Consider the following 16,843-nt stretch of genomic DNA (forward strand, 5'->3'; position numbering starts at 1 on the left):
GCCGATGATCGATGAAACCAGGCGCACAGCGATCGGGGACAACGCCCCGGTCACGACGGCGGGCGAACCGGCCAGCGATCCGCTGTGGTACCGCGACGCGGTCATTTACGAACTGCACATCAAGGCCTACGCCGATGCCAACGGCGACGGCATTGGTGACTTCCGGGGCCTGACCGAACGGCTCGACCATGTGCAGTCGCTCGGGGTCAACACCATCTGGCTGCTGCCGTTCTATCCGTCACCGCAACGCGACGACGGCTACGACGTGGCCGACTACGAGGACGTGCACCCGAGCTACGGCACGCTGGACGACTTCAAGGCCTTCGTGATCGAGGCGCATCGGCGCGGCCTGCGCGTGATCACCGAACTGGTCGTCAACCACACCTCCGACCAGCATCCCTGGTTTCAGGCGGCGCGGCGCGCGCCCAAGGGCTCGCCCGAGCGCAACTTCTATGTCTGGAGCGACGACAACACGCTGTACTCGGGCACGCGCATCATCTTCACCGACACCGAGAAGTCGAACTGGACCTGGGACGAGGTCGCCCAGCAGTACTTCTGGCACCGCTTCTTCAGCCACCAGCCCGACCTGAACTTCGACAACCCGCTGGTGCTTGAGGCCGTGCTCAAGACCATGGAGTTCTGGCTCGAGATGGGCGTGGACGGCTTCCGGCTCGACGCGATTCCCTACCTGATCGAGCGCGACGGCACGAGCAACGAGAACCTGCGCGAGACCCACACGGTGATCAAGGCGATCCGCGCGCGCATCGAGGCGCGCTTCCCCGGCCGCCTGCTGCTGGCCGAGGCCAACATGTGGCCCGAGGACGTGCGTGAGTATTTCGGTGATGCCGACGAATGCCAGATGGCCTACCACTTCCCGCTGATGCCGCGCATGTACATGGCCATCGCCCAGGAAGACCGGCACCCGATCGTGGAGATCCTGGCGCAGACGCCCGAGATCCCCGACGGTTGCCAGTGGGCGGTGTTCCTGCGCAACCACGACGAGCTCACGCTGGAGATGGTCACCAGCAAGGAGCGCGACTACATGTACCGCATGTACGCGTCGGACGCGCGGGCGCGGATCAACCTGGGCATCCGCCGCCGGCTCGCGCCGCTGCTGGAGAACGACCGTGCGCGCATCGAGCTGATGAATGGCCTGCTGCTGTCGATGCCGGGCACGCCGGTCCTGTACTACGGTGACGAGATCGGCATGGGAGACAACATCTTTCTCGGCGACCGCGATGGCGTGCGCACCCCGATGCAGTGGACCAGCGACCGCAATGGCGGCTTCTCGCGCGCCGATCCGCAGCGCCTGTACCTGCCGCCGATCCAGGACCCGATCTACGGCTTCGAGGCGCTGAACGTCGAGGCACAGGCACGCGAACCGTCGTCGTTGATGAACTGGACCAAGCGCATGCTGGCCATGCGCAACGCCACCCAGGCATTCGGGCGCGGGCGCTTCACGATGCTGCATCCGGGCAACCGCAAGGTGCTGGCCTACGTGCGCGAGCATGGCGAAGACGTGATCCTGTGCGTCTTCAACGTCAGCCGCGTGGCGCAACCGGTCGAGCTGGCACTGGAGGCCCACAAGGGCCGCGTGCCGGTGGAAATGATGGGGCGCAGCCCGTTCCCGCCGATCGGCGACCTGCCCTACCTGCTGACCCTGCCGGCCTACGGCTTCTTCTGGTTTCGCCTCTCGCTGGACGCCGCGCCCCCGCCCTGGCATGCGGAACGTCTGGCGCTGGAGGACCTGCCGGTTCTCGTGCTGTTCGACAACTGGAACAGCTTCTTCCGTGGCAACGTCGTGCCCTGGCGCATCGGCATGGCCGAGAAGACGCGCACCCAGTTCGAGCGCGAGCTGATGCCCCGCTTCATGCAACGCCAGCGCTGGTACGCCGCCAAGGGCGAGCCCCTGGAACGCGCCACCCTGGCGGTGCACAGCATGCTGGAAGAAGGGAACTCGCAGTGGCTGCTGGCGCTGATCGACACCCAGGGACCGGCAGAGCCCGCCCGCTATTTCGCGCCCCTGGTGATCGCCTTTGAAGACGACGACGAAGAGCGCACCCGCGCACTGATGCCGGTGGCCGTGACCAAGGTGCGCCAGCAGGCCACCATGGGCGTGCTGGCCGACGCGATGGGCGACGAGGCTTTCTGCCGCGCCATGGTGAGCGCCATCGGCGCACGGCGCGAGACGGTGGCCGACGGCGGCGTGGTGCGCTTCGTGCCCACCGACGCCTACCGGGCTGTCATTGGCGACGCGCTGCAGTCGGCCACGCCCTTGCAGCGGCTGACCACGAGCAGCAACTCGATCAGCCTGCTCGGCGAGCAGATCTTCCTCAAGGCCTACCGGCGCCTGCATGCGGGGATCAGCCCCGAGCTGGAAATGGGCTGCTTTCTCACCGATGTGGCGCGCTACCCGCACTGCGTTGCCGTGGCCGGCAGCGTCGAGTACCACGCCCGGGACGGCACGGTCTGGGTGCTGGCGCTGTTGCAGGCGCAGGTGAAAAACCAGGGCGATGCATGGACCTTCACGGTCGACCAGCTGGCCCGGCTGCTCGAATCGGTGCGCAACGTCGACACCGATCTGCAGGACGGCATGGACGCCATGGCACAGCGGGCGGAGGTGCTGGCACGGCGGGTGGCAGCGCTGCACGTCGCACTCGCCCAACCCCATGGTTTGCCGGCCTTCGACCCGGAGCCGATCCGTGTCGCCGACCTGGTGCACTGGTCGTCGGCCGTGCGTGCCGAACTCGAGCAGACGCTCGAGCTGCTGATGCAGCGCCGCGCCAGCCTGAGCGAACCGCTGGCGGCGCTGGCATCGCGCGTGGTCGCCGCGCGCGCCGCGCTCGACGCCCGCATCGCCCTGGCCGCGGCCACCGCCCCGAGCGGCGTGAAGACCCGCCTGCACGGCGACCTGCACCTGCAACAGGTGCTGATCGCGCAGGACGACTTCCTGATCATCGATTTCGAGGGCGAGCCGCAGCGCCCGCTCGAGCAGCGGCGTGCCAGGCACAGCGCACTGCGCGACGTGGCCGGCATGTTGCGCTCGTTCGACTACGCACGACACACGGCGCTGCACCAGACCGCACAAGGCAGCGTCGAGCTGGAGCGGCTGGCGCCGGGCGCCCGGCTCTGGGAGAGGCACATCCGGCAGGCGTTCCTCGGTGCCTACCGCGAGGTCGCGGTGGCCGGCGGGCTGTATGCAGATGCCGCCGCGTTCGAACAGGCCGGTGCGTGGCTCGACCTGTTCGAGCTCGAGAAGGCGCTGTACGAGCTGCGCTACGAACTGGACAACCGTCCCGAATGGGTCGGCGTGCCGCTGGCCGGCATCGCCGCGCTGGCCGGCATTGACAACTAGACACCTGGAGTCGACATGGAAAACATCGATGTGATGCTGGTCCCGCTGCGCGGGCTGCTGCTGGAGATCGGCAACTTCCTGCCGCGCCTGGGGGTGGCGCTGGCGGTGATCGTGGTGGGCTGGCTGCTGGCCAAGGGTTTGCGCATGGGCGTGGTGAAGGCCCTGCGGGCGCTCAACTTCCACATCCTGACCGAGCGGGCCGGCATCGACGGCTTCCTGAAGCAGGGCGGCAGCGAGAAGGACACCGCCGAGTGGTTCGGCATCATTGCCTACGCGCTGGTGCTGATCGCCTCATTGATCGTGGCCTTCAACACGCTGGGCCTGACCCAGGTGACCGATCTGCTGGGCAAGGTGCTGCTGTTCGTGCCCCGGCTGCTGGTCGCGCTGCTGGTGGTCGTGTTCGGCAGCTATTTCTCGCGCTTCGTGGCGAACGCGGTGCAGCGCTACTTCCGGGCAGCGGGCATCAGCGATGCCGAGCTGCTGGCCAGCGGGGTGCGCTACGCGGTCATGGCCTTCGTGCTCCTGCTGGCCATCGACCACCTGGACATCGGTGGCGGCCTGATCCAGCACACCTTCCTGATCCTGCTGGCGGGTGTGGTGTTCGCGCTGGCGCTGGCGTTCGGGCTGGGCGCGCGTGAGCGCGCTGCCCAGCTGATCGAACGGTGGTTTCCACGCGACCCGGCGGACCGGACCTGATGGCCGCCACCGTCATCGATGCGCTGTGGCCCGGCAAACCGTATCCGAGGGGAGCCACCTGGGACGGCATGGGCGTCAACTTCGCGCTGTTCTCGGAATCGGCCGAGCGGGTCGAGCTGTGCCTGTTCGACGCGAGCGGGCGCAACGAGATCGCCCGCCTGGCCCTGCGCGAGCAGACCGACCAGGTGTTCCACGGCTACCTGCCCCAGGCCCGCCCGGGCCTGCTTTATGGCTACCGGGTGTACGGGCCCTACCGTCCGCAAGACGGTCACCGCTTCAACGGCAACAAGCTGCTGCTCGATCCGTACGCCCGCAACATCGTCGGTGCCATCCGCTGGCACGACGCGCTGTTCGGCTACCGGGTCGGCAGCGCCCAGGCCGACCTGTCGTTCGACCGGCGCGACAGCGCTCCCTACCTGCCGCGCTGCAAGGTCATCGAGACGGCGTTCACCTGGGGTGACGACCGTCCGCCCAACGTGCCCTGGCACGAGACGGTGATCTACGAACTGCACGTTGGCGGCTTCACGCGGCTGCACCCCGACGTGCCGCCCGCGCTTCGAGGCACCTATGCCGGACTGGCCTGTGCCCCGGTGATCGACCACTTCAAACGCCTGGGCGTGACCACGGTGGAGCTGATGCCGGTGCACTCGTTTCTCGACGACCGCCACCTGGTTGAACGGGGTCTGCGCAACCACTGGGGCTACAACACCATCGGCTACTTCGCGCCCGAGCACCGCTACAGCGCCAGCGGCAAGATCGGCGAGTTCAAGACCATGGTGCGAACCCTGCACGAGGCGGGCATCGAAGTCATCCTCGACGTGGTCTACAACCACACGGCCGAAGGCAACGAGCTCGGGCCGACGCTGGCCTTTCGCGGCATCGACAACGCGTCCTACTACCGCCTTGCACAGGACAGCCCGCGCCACTACCAGGACTTCACCGGCTGCGGCAACACGCTGAACATGCAGCATCCGCGTGTGCTGCAACTGCTGATGGACTCGCTGCGCTACTGGGTCACGGAGATGCACGTGGACGGCTTCCGTTTCGACCTCGCCTCGGCACTGGCCCGCGAGCTCCACGCGGTCGACCGGCTCAGCGCATTCTTCGACATTCTGCGCCAGGACCCGGTGCTGTCCCGCGTGAAGCTGATCGCCGAGCCCTGGGACCTGGGCTCAGGCGGTTACCAGGTGGGCAACTTTCCTGTCGGCTGGGCCGAGTGGAACGACAAGTACCGCGACACCATGCGCGCCTACTGGAAGGGCGAAGGCGGCGTCATCGGTGAATTCGCACAGCGCCTCACCGGCTCGAGCGACCTTTACAACCGCAGCAGCCGCAAGCCCTACGCGAGCATCAACTTCATCGCCGCGCACGACGGTTTCCCGCTCGCCGACGTGGTGTCGTACAACGACAAGCACAACGAGGCCAACGGCGAGGAAAACCGCGACGGCCACAGCCACAACCTGTCGTGGAACTGCGGCGTCGAGGGCCCGACCGACGACCCCGGCGTGCTCGCCCTGCGCGCACGCCAGCAGCGCAACTTCATCACCACGCTGCTGCTCTCGCAAGGGGTGCCCATGTTGCTCGCCGGCGACGAGATGGGTCGCACCCAGCGTGGCAACAACAATGCCTACTGCCAGGACAACGACATCAGCTGGCTCGACTGGACCGCCAGCGACGACCGGCGATCCCTGCTGGCCTTCACGCAGCGCGTGATGGCGCTGCGCGCCGCCCACCCGGTGTTTCGCCGGCGCGACTTTTTCCAGGGCCGCCCGCTGCACGGCAGCACCGTGCGCGACATCGTCTGGTTGCAGCCCCACGGCACCGAGATGGGCGAGCAGGAGTGGGGGCAGGACCACGCGCGGGCGCTCGCGGTGTTTCTGTCGGGCGACGCCCTCAACGAGGTGGACGGGCGCGGCCGCGCCGTGCGCGACGACAGCTTCCTGGTGATGTTCAACGCCGACGCCAACGAGGTCCGGTTTGTCGTGCCCGCGGGCCTGGTCCCGCTGGCCGGCGAGCTGCTGATCGACACCTCGACCGATGCACAACCGGCCGACACCCCCTTCGACCCCACACAGCCCTATGTGCTGGCTGCGCGTTCGCTCGCACTCGTGCGCTTCAAGAGGACCCCTGCGCCATGAAACGCCTGCACGAAATGCCCTTCGGGGCGGCGCCGACCGACAGCGGCGGCGCGAGGGTTCGCCTGTGGGCGCCGGCCGCCACCGGGGTGGTGCTGGTGCGCAGCGGCGACGGACCGGACCAGGGCAGCTTCCCCATGAAGGCGCTGGACGACGGCTGGCACGAGCTGGAACTGCCGCGCGCCCATGCCCGCACCGACTACGCGTTCTGCATCGACGGTGGCCCGGTCGTGCCGGACCCGGCCTCGCGCTGCCAGCGCAGCGGCGTGCATGGCCCGAGCAGTTTCATCGACCCGTGGCGCTTCGACTGGAACGACGCTGCCTGGCGCGGCCGGCCCTGGCACGAGGCGGTGATCTACGAACTGCACGTGGGCTGTCTCACCACCGAGGGCACGTTTGCCTCGGCGATCTCCCGGCTGGACGCCCTGGTGGCGCTGGGCGTCACGGCCATCGAGCTGATGCCGGTGGCCGAATTCGAAGGCCGGCATGGCTGGGGCTATGACGGCGTGCTGCCGTTCGCGCCCAAGGCCGCCTATGGCACGCCCGACGACCTCAAACGCCTGGTCTGCGCGGCCCACCAGCGCGGGCTGATGGTGTTCATGGACGTGGTCTACAACCACTTCGGCCCCGACGGCAATTACCTGCACGCCTATGCGCCGGGCTTCTTCAACCCGGACCTGGCCACGCCCTGGGGCGCCGCGATCAACCTGGACGGCCCGGGGAGCCGGTGGGTGCGCGACTTCTTCATCCACAACGCGCTCTACTGGATCGAGGAGTTCCATCTCGACGGCCTGCGCATCGACGCGGTGCATGCCATGCACGACAGCAGCTCGCCGCATTTCATCGACGAACTCGTGGCCGCCGTGCGCGCCGGGCCGGGGCGCGACCGGCAGGTGCATCTGGTGCTGGAGAACGACCTCAACGACGCCGCCCGCCTGCGTCGCGACGACACCGGAGCACCGCTGCTGGCCGATGCGCAGTGGAACGACGATGTGCATCACGCCGTGCACGTCCTGGCCACCGGCGAGACGGACGGTTACTACGTCGACTACGCCGCCGAGCCGGTGCGGCTGTTCGGCCGCGCCCTGGCCGAGGGTTTTGGATTCCAGGGCGATCCGTCACCCTACCGTGGCGGCGAACGGCGCGGCACGCCCTCGGCGCACCTGTCGCCGCTGGCCTTTGTCAATTCGCTGCAGACCCACGACCAGGTCGGCAACCGGGCATTCGGCGAGCGCATCGCCACGCTGGCGGCGGCGGCCGAGCGCAGCGAAGCGCTGCGCGCACTGCTGGCGTGTGTGCTGCTGGCGCCGTCACCGCCGATGCTGTTCATGGGCGAGGAATGGGCGGCGAGCACGCCGTTTCTCTACTTCTGCGACTACCAGGGCGAGCTGGCCCGGGCCGTGACCCAGGGACGGCGCGCCGAGTTCGGCCGGTTTGCCCGCTTCAGCGACCCCGACGCCCGAGACGCCATTCCCGATCCGAACGCCGCAACCACCTTCGCCATGAGCCAGCTCGACTGGTCGGAGCGCGAACAGTCGCCGCACGCCGAATGGCTGGTGCTGACCAGCGAGCTGCTGCGCCTGCGGCAAGCGCAGCTCATGCCCTGGCTGCGGGACGTGCGCAGCGGTGTCATGACGCAGGCAGCGCCCGGCACGCTGGCCATCTGCTGGCCGCTGGGCGGCGCACGACGCTGGCATCTGCTGGCGCAACTGGCCCCGCACGAAAGCCCGGCCGGCGTGGCGAGCGAGCCGCCGGGTGCGGTGGTGTACCGCAGCCATGCCGCGGGTGCGCGGCTGGCCCCCTGGTCGGTGCAGTTTTCGATCGAGACGCCATGAGCGACCACTCCCCGGCGCGGCAGGCGATCGTGCCGCGCGCCACCTACCGCGTGCAGTTGAACGCAGGCTTTCGCTTCAGCGACGCGGGCGCACTCGTGCCCTACCTGGCCGACCTGGGCATCAGCCACCTCTACATCTCCCCGCCGCTGCGGGCGCGAACCGGAAGCCAGCACGGCTACGACGTGGTCGACCACGGCATGCTCAACCCCGAGCTGGGCACGCGGGCCGATTTCGACCAGCTGGTGGCCGCCCTGCACGAGCGCGCCATGGGGCTGCTGGTCGACATCGTGCCCAACCACATGGGGGTGCTCGGCGGAGACAACGCCTGGTGGCTCGACGTGCTGGAAAACGGCGCGGCATCGGTCTTTGCCGAGCATTTCGACATCGAATGGCGAAACGCCGATCCGGTGCTGCGTGACAAGGTGCTGTTGCCGGTGCTGGGCGACCAGTACGGCGCAGAGCTCGAAAAGGGTGACATCCGCCTGGCCTTCGATGCCGCTGGTGGCTGCTTCACGCTGGCCTACCACGAACACCGATTGCCGATCGACCCGAGCGGCTACGGGTCCTTGCTGAGACTGGCCCAGCGCTGCCTGGTGCCGGGCGACAGGGCCAGCGTGCGGGGCAACGGGCTCTCGGGCCTGGCCACGCTGTTCGACCGCCTGCCGGCGCGCGGTGAAACCGATGCCTCGGCGCGCGAGCGCCGCCAGCACGACCAGCGTCGGCTGAAGACGTCGCTGGCGCGGCAGGTGCAGGGTTTCCCTGCGCTGGCGGCGGCGATCGGGCAGGTGGTCACCGCGATGAACGGGCGGCCGGGCGAGCGCAGCAGTTTCGACGCGCTGGACGCGCTCATCGACACACAGGCCTACCGGCTCGCCCACTGGCGCATCGCTTCCGACGAGATCAACTACCGCCGCTTCTTCGACATCAACGAACTCGCTGCGCTGCGCATGGAGCGCCCCGAGGTGTTCGAGGCCACGCACCGCCTGCTGCTCGAACTGGCCACCGGTGGTGCCATCGACGGCCTGCGCATCGACCATCCCGACGGCATGGCCGACCCGGCGGGTTATTTCGAACGCCTGCAGCGGCGCTATGCCGAGCTGGCGGGACTGCCGGTGCCCACCGGGCGGCGTGGCGACGCAGCGCCCGACCTGCCGCTGTATGTGGTGGTCGAGAAGATCGTGGCGCCGCACGAGGCGGTGCCGGACGACTGGGCGGTTCACGGCACCACCGGCTACCGCTTCGCCAACGTGATCAACGGCCTGATGATCGACGGCGCCGCCAAGACCCGGCTCGACCGCGTGTGGCGCTCCTTCGTGGGCGACGAGGCGGTGGACTTCGACACGCTGGCCTGGCATTGCCGGCATGTGGTGATGGAGGGAACACTGGCCGGCGAGCTCTCGGTGCTCGGCGCGTCGCTGCTGCGCCTGGCCCGAGAAGACCGCCGCACGCGCGACTTCACGCTGAATTCGCTGCGGCAGGCCCTCGCCGAGGTGGTTGCGTCGTTCCCGGTCTACCGCACCTACATGCTGCACAAGCCGAGCGCGCAGGACCGCAAGTTCATCGACTGGGCCATTGGCCGCGCCCGCCGGCGCAGCCTGGCGGGGGCCCCGGGTGTGTTCGACTTCCTGCGCCGGGTGCTGATCGGTCGCCCGCTGAGCGGCGCACCGGTCGGCCTGGGTGTGCGCTACCGGGAATTTGCGCGCCGGCTGCAGCAGTACACCGCGCCGGTGGCGGCCAAAGGCATCGAGGACACGGCGCTGTACCGCCACCACCGGCTGGTGTCGGTGAACGACGTGGGAGGCGACCCCGATGCGTTCGGCATGTCGGTCGATGCCTTCCACGGGGCGAGTCTTGACCGCTCGCTGCGCTGGCCGGACACGATGCTGGCGACCTCCACCCACGACGCCAAACGCTCGGAAGATGTTCGCTTGCGCATCGACGTGATCAGCGAAATGCCCGCGGCCTGGCGGCTCACCGTGCGCCGCTGGAGCCGCCTGAACCGCAGCCACAAGCGCACCGTGGACGGCGCGCGCGCACCCACGCGCAACGACGAGTACCTGCTCTACCAGCTGCTGCTGGGCAGCCTGCCCGTGGGCGAAATCGACGACGCCGGACTGGCCGGGTTTGCGCTGCGGATCGAGCAGGTGATGCTCAAGTCGGCGCGCGAGTCGAAGGCGGTGACCAGCTGGATGAACCCCAACGAAGCCTACGAAGCGGCGCTGACCGCGTTCGTGCGCGCCTTGCTGGGACGCCGCGAGCGCAACCTGTTTCTCGAGGACCTGCAGGGCACGGTCGCTGTGGTCGCGTGGCACGGCGCGCTCAACGGGCTGACGATGGCACTGGTCAAGACCCTGTCTCCCGGCGTGCCCGATTTTTACCAGGGGCACGAAGCGATCGAGCTGTCGCTGGTCGACCCGGACAACCGCCGCCCGGTGGACTTTGCCCACCGCCGTCAGCTGCTGGACGAAGCACGCAACATCAAAGCCCTGCCCGACCGGGGTGCGGCCTTGCGCGCGCTGCTGGCCCGGGCGGTCGACGGTCGTGCCAAGTTCTGGGTGACCTGGCAGGCACTGCAGCTGCGGCAGGCCCGGGCCCAGCTGCTGCGCCATGGGGACTACCTGCCGCTCCAGGTGCAGGGCGAGCGCAGCGCCAACGTGATCGCCTTTGCCAGACGCCACGCCGGCGCCTGCGTGGTGGTGGTCGGCACCCGCCTGAGTGCCGCCTTCGGCCTGCCCCCGGGCACCGCGCCCGTGGGCGACTGCTGGGGCGACACCGCCATCGTGTGGCCGCCAGGTGCAGCCTGGGGCGCCGCCGCGCGCGGGCTCACCGATGGGGTGAGCGGCCGGCGCCACGGCCCACCGGGCACCAGGCTGCTGCTGGCCGATGTGCTGCGAGAATTTCCGGTGGCGGCGCTCTTCAGCACCGACGCAGGAACCCATGAGCCACGAGACTGACGACAGCGCCCTCCCCCTGATCGATGCCTGCACCGGGGCCGCCCTGGCGCTGCTGCAGGCCAACCTGACGCCGCACGGCATTCTGGCGGCCAGCCGCACCGAGGCGGCCGAGGCGCGCCGCTACACCCGCACCTTCGGGCGCGACGCGGCGATCTGCGTCATGGCGATGTGTGGCAGCGGCATCGACGCGCTGGAGACGGGCGCGGTGGCCAGCCTCGATGCACTGGCCGCACAGCAGGCAGCGAACGGCCAGATCCCGAAATACGTGGACCCGCAGGGCCAGGACGCCGACTTCTGGTACCTCGGCTGCATCGACGCGACCCTGTGGTGGCTGATCGCGGTGGACCATGTGCGCGCTGCCGGGCGGGTCAGCCCGACGCGCTGGCAGGCGGGCGTGGACCGCGCCATCGCCTGGCTGCTGGCACAGGAGCACCAGCGCTTTCGGCTGCTGCAGCAGAACGAGGCCAGCGACTGGGCCGACATCATGCCGCGCTCGGGCTACGTGCTCTACACCAACGCGCTGTGGTACGACGTCAAGCGGCGCTTCGGACTGGCCGATGCCCAAGCCACGCACCACCACTTCAACCACCTCTTCGACCCCTTTCAGCGCGACCTGCCCGAATACCACCGGGCGCGCCTGCTGCGCCACTACGCGCGGCGCGGCCGGAGCGACCCGGGCCTGTACCTGAGCTTTGTCAACCTGGCCGTGTCCGGGCACGAAGGCGATGTGTTCGGCAACCTCATGGCCGTGCTCAACGGACTGGCCGACACCGCCAAGTGCCAGCGCATCGTGCAGACCATCCAGCAGGCGCATGCGGACGACCCCTGGCCGGTGCGGGTCGTGCTGCATCCGCTGTCACGCCAGCACGAACTCTGGCGGCCGTACATGGCGCGGCACCAGCAGAACAGCGTGCACCAGTACCACAACGGCGGCATCTGGCCCTTCGTGGGCGGCTACTGGGTGATGGCGCTGGCGCAACTCGGCCTGCGCGAGCAGGCGTGGTCGGCGCTGGCGCGGCTGGCCCGGGCGAACGAGCAGGACGGCTGGCGCTTCACCGAATGGTTTCACGGCCGCACGCTCAAGCCCATGGGCATGGCCGGACAAAGCTGGAACGCCGCCACCTTCCTGCTCGCGCGGCGAGCGCTCGACGCAGTGCGTTGAGCATCCGGCAGTCGGAACCGGATGCACACTGCCCCCGGCCTCCCGTGCGGCCGTCATGGTTCGGAATGCTGGTCTTTTCGCAAGGCTCTTCCAGCATTCAACCCAGGCCGGCAAGCCCGTGAACACGTTCAAACGATCCGCACCCCTTTACATCGCCGCCATGGGACTCGCTGCGCTCCCGGCGGCAGCGGCCGTCGGCGTGCGCTTTGTCGAGGGCGCGCCCAAGGACCGGTTCGAGATCACCAACCGCGCTGCGTGCGCCCTGCGCGATACCGAAGTCGTCATCGACCTCAGGCCCTCGGCCGCGGGCCTTGTCTTCGATGTCACCGCCCTGGGGGCCGGCGTCGAGGTGTTTCAGCCACTGGAGATCGTCGCCGGCGCCGACGCACTGGCCTCGGTGTCCAGCGTGGTGGACGGCGACAGACAGGTCGTGCTGTCGATCCGCCGCCTGGCGCCGGCGGCACGCATCGCCTTCACCATCGACGTCGACGACACGCTCGGCCCACGCGGCATCACGGTGTCCGGTTCGGAAATCGAAGGGGCCGTCGTGCGGGTGAACACGGCGGGCGCGACCGCCTCCGGTCGTTTTTCAAACAACGGCGAAGCCGTGGTGCCAACGCCTGGCTGCCGTTGACGGGCGTCGTGCCCTGCCGGGCCAAACGTTTCCGGGCATGGCGGCCGGGCGGCCAGCCCAACGAGCCCGGCCATTCGCCTTCAACCGGCTTCTGACTTTGAATGGCGAAGATAGAGGCAGGCCAGTCCAATGGGCGCAAGAACCATCGCCGAACCCCAACACAGGGCGATGGTGAGACATTTCATGAGCATCATGACGATGGCATTCACGACCAACAGGTTCTCACCCATGACAAAGCGGACCGCGCTCTCGTATGCAAAACGGGCGTAGGGATACAGCAGGGAATGGATGGCAAAAAAAGGCAGCGCATCCAGGGGAAGCCGCTGCGCTGCCCTGGCCACGACGAGCCAGGCGAATGCGGCGAAAAGAACGCCAAAAAAGAGCTGCCGAAAATAGTATTTTCTGGTCAGACCGCCCAATGTTTTCTGAATGACTGGATGCACCCGTTTCCCCTTTCGTTTGGGTGAAATGCCCAAAGCGGGGGGCAGTCTAGTGCCGGGGTATTTTCAGTTCACTACTGTTCCAGCACTATTTTTTCGCGGCAGCTCACGCGTCAATTCCGGACAGAAACAGAGCGCCACACGCCACCTGGATTTTCAAACCCGGGTGCGCTTTCGAACAGACGGCGGGGCTGGCTTGCAGCAGACTCGTCGCTGGTGCCGAAGCCCACAGCCTTGTCTGGACAGCTCCAGGCACTCCACTCAGACGCTGCACCGCCCCACACCGAACGCATGGCCGTTCAACGGTGCACATCCAACCCGGGAAACCCCATGAAAATCTTGATGATCCTGACCTCGCACGACCAACTCGGCAACACCGGCAAGAAGACGGGTTTCTGGCTGGAGGAGTTCGCTGCGCCCTGGTACGTTTTCAAGGACGCTGGCGCCGAGATCGTGCTCGCCTCTCCCAAGGGCGGGCAGCCACCCCTGGACCCCACCAGCGACGCCGAAGACGCGCAGACCGATGACACCCGCCGGTTCAGAAACGACCCGGCGGCCATCGAAACACTGGCCCACACCACCCGGCTGGCCGAGGTGTCCGGCGAGGGCTTCGACGCGGTGTTTTTCCCCGGCGGCCATGGCCCCCTGTGGGACCTCGCCGAAGACAAACATTCGATCCAGTTGATCGAGTCGATGTTTGCTGCCGGCAAGACGGTGTCGGCGGTTTGCCATGCACCGGCCGTGTTCCGCCACACGAAATCGGCCGACGGCGCGCCACTGGTCAAGGGCAGGAAGGTCACGGGTTTCACCAACACCGAGGAAGAAGCCGTGCAACTGACCCGGATCGTGCCGTTCCTGATCCAGGACATGCTCGCGTCCAACGGAGCGCTGTACCAGAAGGGCGAGGACTGGCAGTCCTTCGTGGTCACCGACGGCCATCTGATCACGGGACAAAACCCCGCTTCATCGGCCGCTGCCGCGCGCGCCGTGCTCGCACAACTGCAGGCGACCTGAAAGGCCCGGGCGCGCCGGGGACCCCCTCAGCGCACGGGTACCGCCGCCTGCACAAAGCGGGCGATGCGGCGCACGGCTTCACGCCCTTCGGGCACCAGCGCGGCGTGCATCTGGAAGTCGTGCCACAGGCCATGCCATTCCTGCCAGGTCACGGCCACACCGGCGCCCAGCAAGCTCGAGTACAGGCGCCTTGCCTCCCGACAGAACAACTCGCTGCTGGAGGACTGGATGAGGACCGGGGGCAAGTGACGCAGGTCGGCGTGGATCGGGGTCACCAGCGGCGAGGATCGCATGGCGGGCGCCACGTAGCCGTCCCGTGTCCAGGTCACCCAGCCGGGCGTCAGCAGTCGGTCCGTGCTGCGGTCCGGCAGGTGGACGAGGGTCCAGTCCACGCAGGGAGAGATCAGCACCAGCGACCCGGGAAGCGACTGCCCGCGCTCCCTGCGCAGCAGCGTGAGGGTGAGTGCCAGATGAGCGCCCGTCGAATCACCGGCGAACACCATCTTCCGCACATCCATGCCCTGTTTCTCCAGCGTCGCCACAAAGGCCTGGGCATCTTCCAGCTGCGCCGGGTAGGGATGCTCGGGTGCGAGCCGGTACGCCGGCACATGGACCACCCTGCGGGCCTCCAGCGCCAGCAGGCGTGTGAGGCTTCGATGCGTGTCGGGTGAGCACACGGTGTAGCCACCGCCATGGAAGTACACGATGGCAGCGTCGCTGTTCACCGGGCCCGGGGGCAGGTGCCGGTCGCAGGGTCGGTCATTCAGGTGCAGCCGCTGCGTCAGCACGCCTTGGCCCTGGGGTAGGGTCCATCGCAGCAAACCCGTCAGCAGCCGCTGCAGGCGAAGCGGTGTGCGCGGGCTCATCCAGGGGCGGACGAGCCAGCGCAGCTGGGCCCCGACCAGCCTGGCCTGAAAGGACAGTGTCCGTCCTGCGTTGACCGACTCGTGGCCCGCTGCGTCCCGGGGCGGCCCTGGCGCATCCGGAATCGAGGTGGCTTCCACCGGGCTGTGGATGGACGTTCTCATGGCGGCGGCTCGCTGCCTGGCTGCCGGCGCCCTCACAGCGGGCTGGCCGGACGGCAGATCCAGGTGCCGCTGCATTGGACGGGCCGGACGTACAGATGCCGAGCAACGCCGGGTTGCGAGAAGCCGCCCGGGAAAAACATCACCGGTCCGTGGAAGATCGAGCCCAGCTCCCCCTCGGTGTTGGCCTGCGCCACCAGCGCCGAGGTGCTGGTGGTTGCGGGCAAGGCCAGGTATTCGAACGTGGCCGACTGCGCGATGTCCCTCACGTACACGTTCCTGAATGCATCGTTTCCAGGGTTGCCGGAAAAGGCGTATTCGCCGATGAAGCGGTAGCCCTGCCGGCCCTGCGCGTTGGCCTGCGCCAGAAAGGTGTCGGGCGTGGCGGCGGTCGTGGTGGTCTGCAGCTCGTAGGTGTAGCGCGCGCCGCTGCTGTCCCGGCTGTAGATCGCAACCGTGCTGCCGCCGATCGTGAACTCTCCCAGAAAGAAGAAGCCCCGGTCGCCCTGTGCGTTGGCCTGGTTCAGGAAGCCCGCGCTGGAGCTCTGGCTGGGCAGCAGTTCGTGGCTGAACGGCGCGAAGCCCCCGGCATCCCTGACGTAGACCACGCTGTCCACCAGAAAGGTGCTGTGGGCGAACCCGCGCGCGCCCTGGGCGTTGAGCTGCGCCAGCAGCCCCGCGGCGTTGCCCGGTGGATCGAGCGCTTCCCAGCTGTAGGTGGTGGGCAGGTCCCTCACGTAGAGGTTGATGAAGTCGTTGCCGCTGGCGGCAAAACCGGTGAGGTAGGCGTAGCCGCTGGCGCCCTGCGCATTGGCCTGCGCCAGCAAGCCGGCACGGTCTTCGCGGTAGGTGTCCGACAAATACACAGGCCTGACGACACCGGCCACCAGGTTGCGGCAGGTGAGCACCACCGATGAGACGCTGGCACTGGCCGTGCCGGAGGCCTGGGTCAACACACAGGTTTGCCCGGCGGGCTGCGTGAGCACCGAGACGGCGTAGGCCGCATTGACCGACACGCTGGTCGGGAAGGTGAAGCCACCGTTGGAACCCACCGTGAGGTCATCGCCCCCGTTGTTCTGCAGCTCCACGACCTTGCCCGTACCAAGACCGTTCACACTGCCGCCGATGGTGACGGTGTTGGACGCCAATGCCTCGCAACTCACCTCCACGGTGGCGACGTTGCCCGAGGCGTTGCCGCTGCCCTGGCTCACGGAACAGCGCTGGCCCGCGGGATGCGAGCGCACGGTCACGGCATAGGCCGCATTCGCCAGCACGGACGTGGGAAAGTTGAACGCCCCGTTGACGCCCAGCGTGAGGGTGTCGATGCCGTTGTTCGAGACCGACACGGTCTGGCCTGTGGCCAGACCCCTGAGTTGTCCACCAATGGTGTAGGCGGCAACTGGAGAGCCATCGCTGTCGCCGTCGCCGCCACCCCCACCACACGCCGCCAGCAGGGCGACCAGAAGAAGCCACGGAACGGTTCTGAAAAAGGCCGGTGATCGACGCATGAGGGTTTCCTTGCTTTGAGAACGACCGGTTCATTCTCAAGTTCGCCAATCCACCCGGGAACCCTTCTCAAGTCGGGTTCATCGT

11 protein-coding genes are annotated in these 16,843 nt (G+C 68.1%); 8 read left to right on the forward strand and 3 right to left on the reverse strand.

Annotated features, from left to right (window positions below):
• The first annotated feature begins 4 nt into the window (after positions 1 to 4).
• The 7 genes from treS to QUV35_RS02025 all read left to right on the forward strand — a co-directional run bounded on the left by treS (position 5) and on the right by QUV35_RS02025 (position 12,771).
• The gene (gene treS, locus QUV35_RS01995; protein WP_300870465.1) at positions 5 to 3,355 is read left to right on the forward strand and encodes a maltose alpha-D-glucosyltransferase; all 3,351 of its coding nucleotides are present in this window, start codon (positions 5 to 7) and stop codon (positions 3,353 to 3,355) included.
• 15 nt (positions 3,356 to 3,370) lie between these two features.
• Positions 3,371 to 4,051: a hypothetical protein gene (locus tag QUV35_RS02000; protein ID WP_300870466.1), complete on the forward strand. Its 681-nt coding sequence runs from the start codon at positions 3,371 to 3,373 to the stop codon at positions 4,049 to 4,051.
• A complete protein-coding gene (glgX, locus tag QUV35_RS02005; RefSeq protein WP_300870467.1) occupies positions 4,051 to 6,189 on the forward strand; it encodes a glycogen debranching protein GlgX in 2,139 nt (712 codons plus the stop codon). The genes QUV35_RS02000 and glgX overlap by 1 nt, the downstream gene beginning before the upstream one ends.
• Complete coding sequence (treZ, locus tag QUV35_RS02010) at positions 6,186 to 8,021, forward strand: malto-oligosyltrehalose trehalohydrolase (RefSeq protein ID WP_300870468.1); 1,836 nt, start codon at positions 6,186 to 6,188, stop codon at positions 8,019 to 8,021. Before glgX ends, treZ begins: the two co-directional genes overlap by 4 nt.
• Positions 8,018 to 10,975, forward strand: a complete 2,958-nt coding sequence (treY, locus tag QUV35_RS02015) for a malto-oligosyltrehalose synthase (protein WP_300870469.1) — start codon at positions 8,018 to 8,020, stop codon at positions 10,973 to 10,975. Before treZ ends, treY begins: the two co-directional genes overlap by 4 nt.
• Positions 10,959 to 12,137: a glycoside hydrolase 100 family protein gene (locus QUV35_RS02020; protein ID WP_300870470.1), complete on the forward strand. Its 1,179-nt coding sequence runs from the start codon at positions 10,959 to 10,961 to the stop codon at positions 12,135 to 12,137. Before treY ends, QUV35_RS02020 begins: the two co-directional genes overlap by 17 nt.
• Before the next feature lie 118 nt (positions 12,138 to 12,255).
• Positions 12,256 to 12,771, forward strand: coding sequence for a hypothetical protein (locus QUV35_RS02025; RefSeq protein WP_300870471.1), 516 nt, complete (start codon positions 12,256 to 12,258; stop codon positions 12,769 to 12,771).
• Between the two features lie 80 nt (positions 12,772 to 12,851).
• Here the strand turns inward: QUV35_RS02025 and QUV35_RS02030 are convergent, their stop codons facing one another.
• The gene (locus tag QUV35_RS02030; protein ID WP_300870472.1) at positions 12,852 to 13,247 is read right to left on the reverse strand and encodes a hypothetical protein; all 396 of its coding nucleotides are present in this window, start codon (positions 13,245 to 13,247) and stop codon (positions 12,852 to 12,854) included.
• Positions 13,248 to 13,541: 294 nt separating this feature from the next.
• Here QUV35_RS02030 and QUV35_RS02035 point away from each other — a divergent pair, with 294 nt between their 5' ends.
• Positions 13,542 to 14,225: a type 1 glutamine amidotransferase domain-containing protein gene (locus QUV35_RS02035; RefSeq protein WP_300870473.1), complete on the forward strand. Its 684-nt coding sequence runs from the start codon at positions 13,542 to 13,544 to the stop codon at positions 14,223 to 14,225.
• A gap of 26 nt (positions 14,226 to 14,251) precedes the next feature.
• Here the strand turns inward: QUV35_RS02035 and QUV35_RS02040 are convergent, their stop codons facing one another.
• Positions 14,252 to 15,253, reverse strand: coding sequence for an alpha/beta hydrolase fold domain-containing protein (locus tag QUV35_RS02040; RefSeq protein ID WP_300870474.1), 1,002 nt, complete (start codon positions 15,251 to 15,253; stop codon positions 14,252 to 14,254).
• A gap of 32 nt (positions 15,254 to 15,285) precedes the next feature.
• Entirely contained in the window at positions 15,286 to 16,758 is a 1,473-nt protein-coding gene (locus QUV35_RS02045; protein WP_300870475.1) for a hypothetical protein, read from the reverse strand.
• Positions 16,759 to 16,843 lie beyond the last annotated feature (85 nt).

The organism is Hydrogenophaga sp. (assembly GCF_030373225.1).
In the GTDB taxonomy this organism is placed as follows: Bacteria; Pseudomonadota; Gammaproteobacteria; order Burkholderiales; family Burkholderiaceae_C; genus Hydrogenophaga.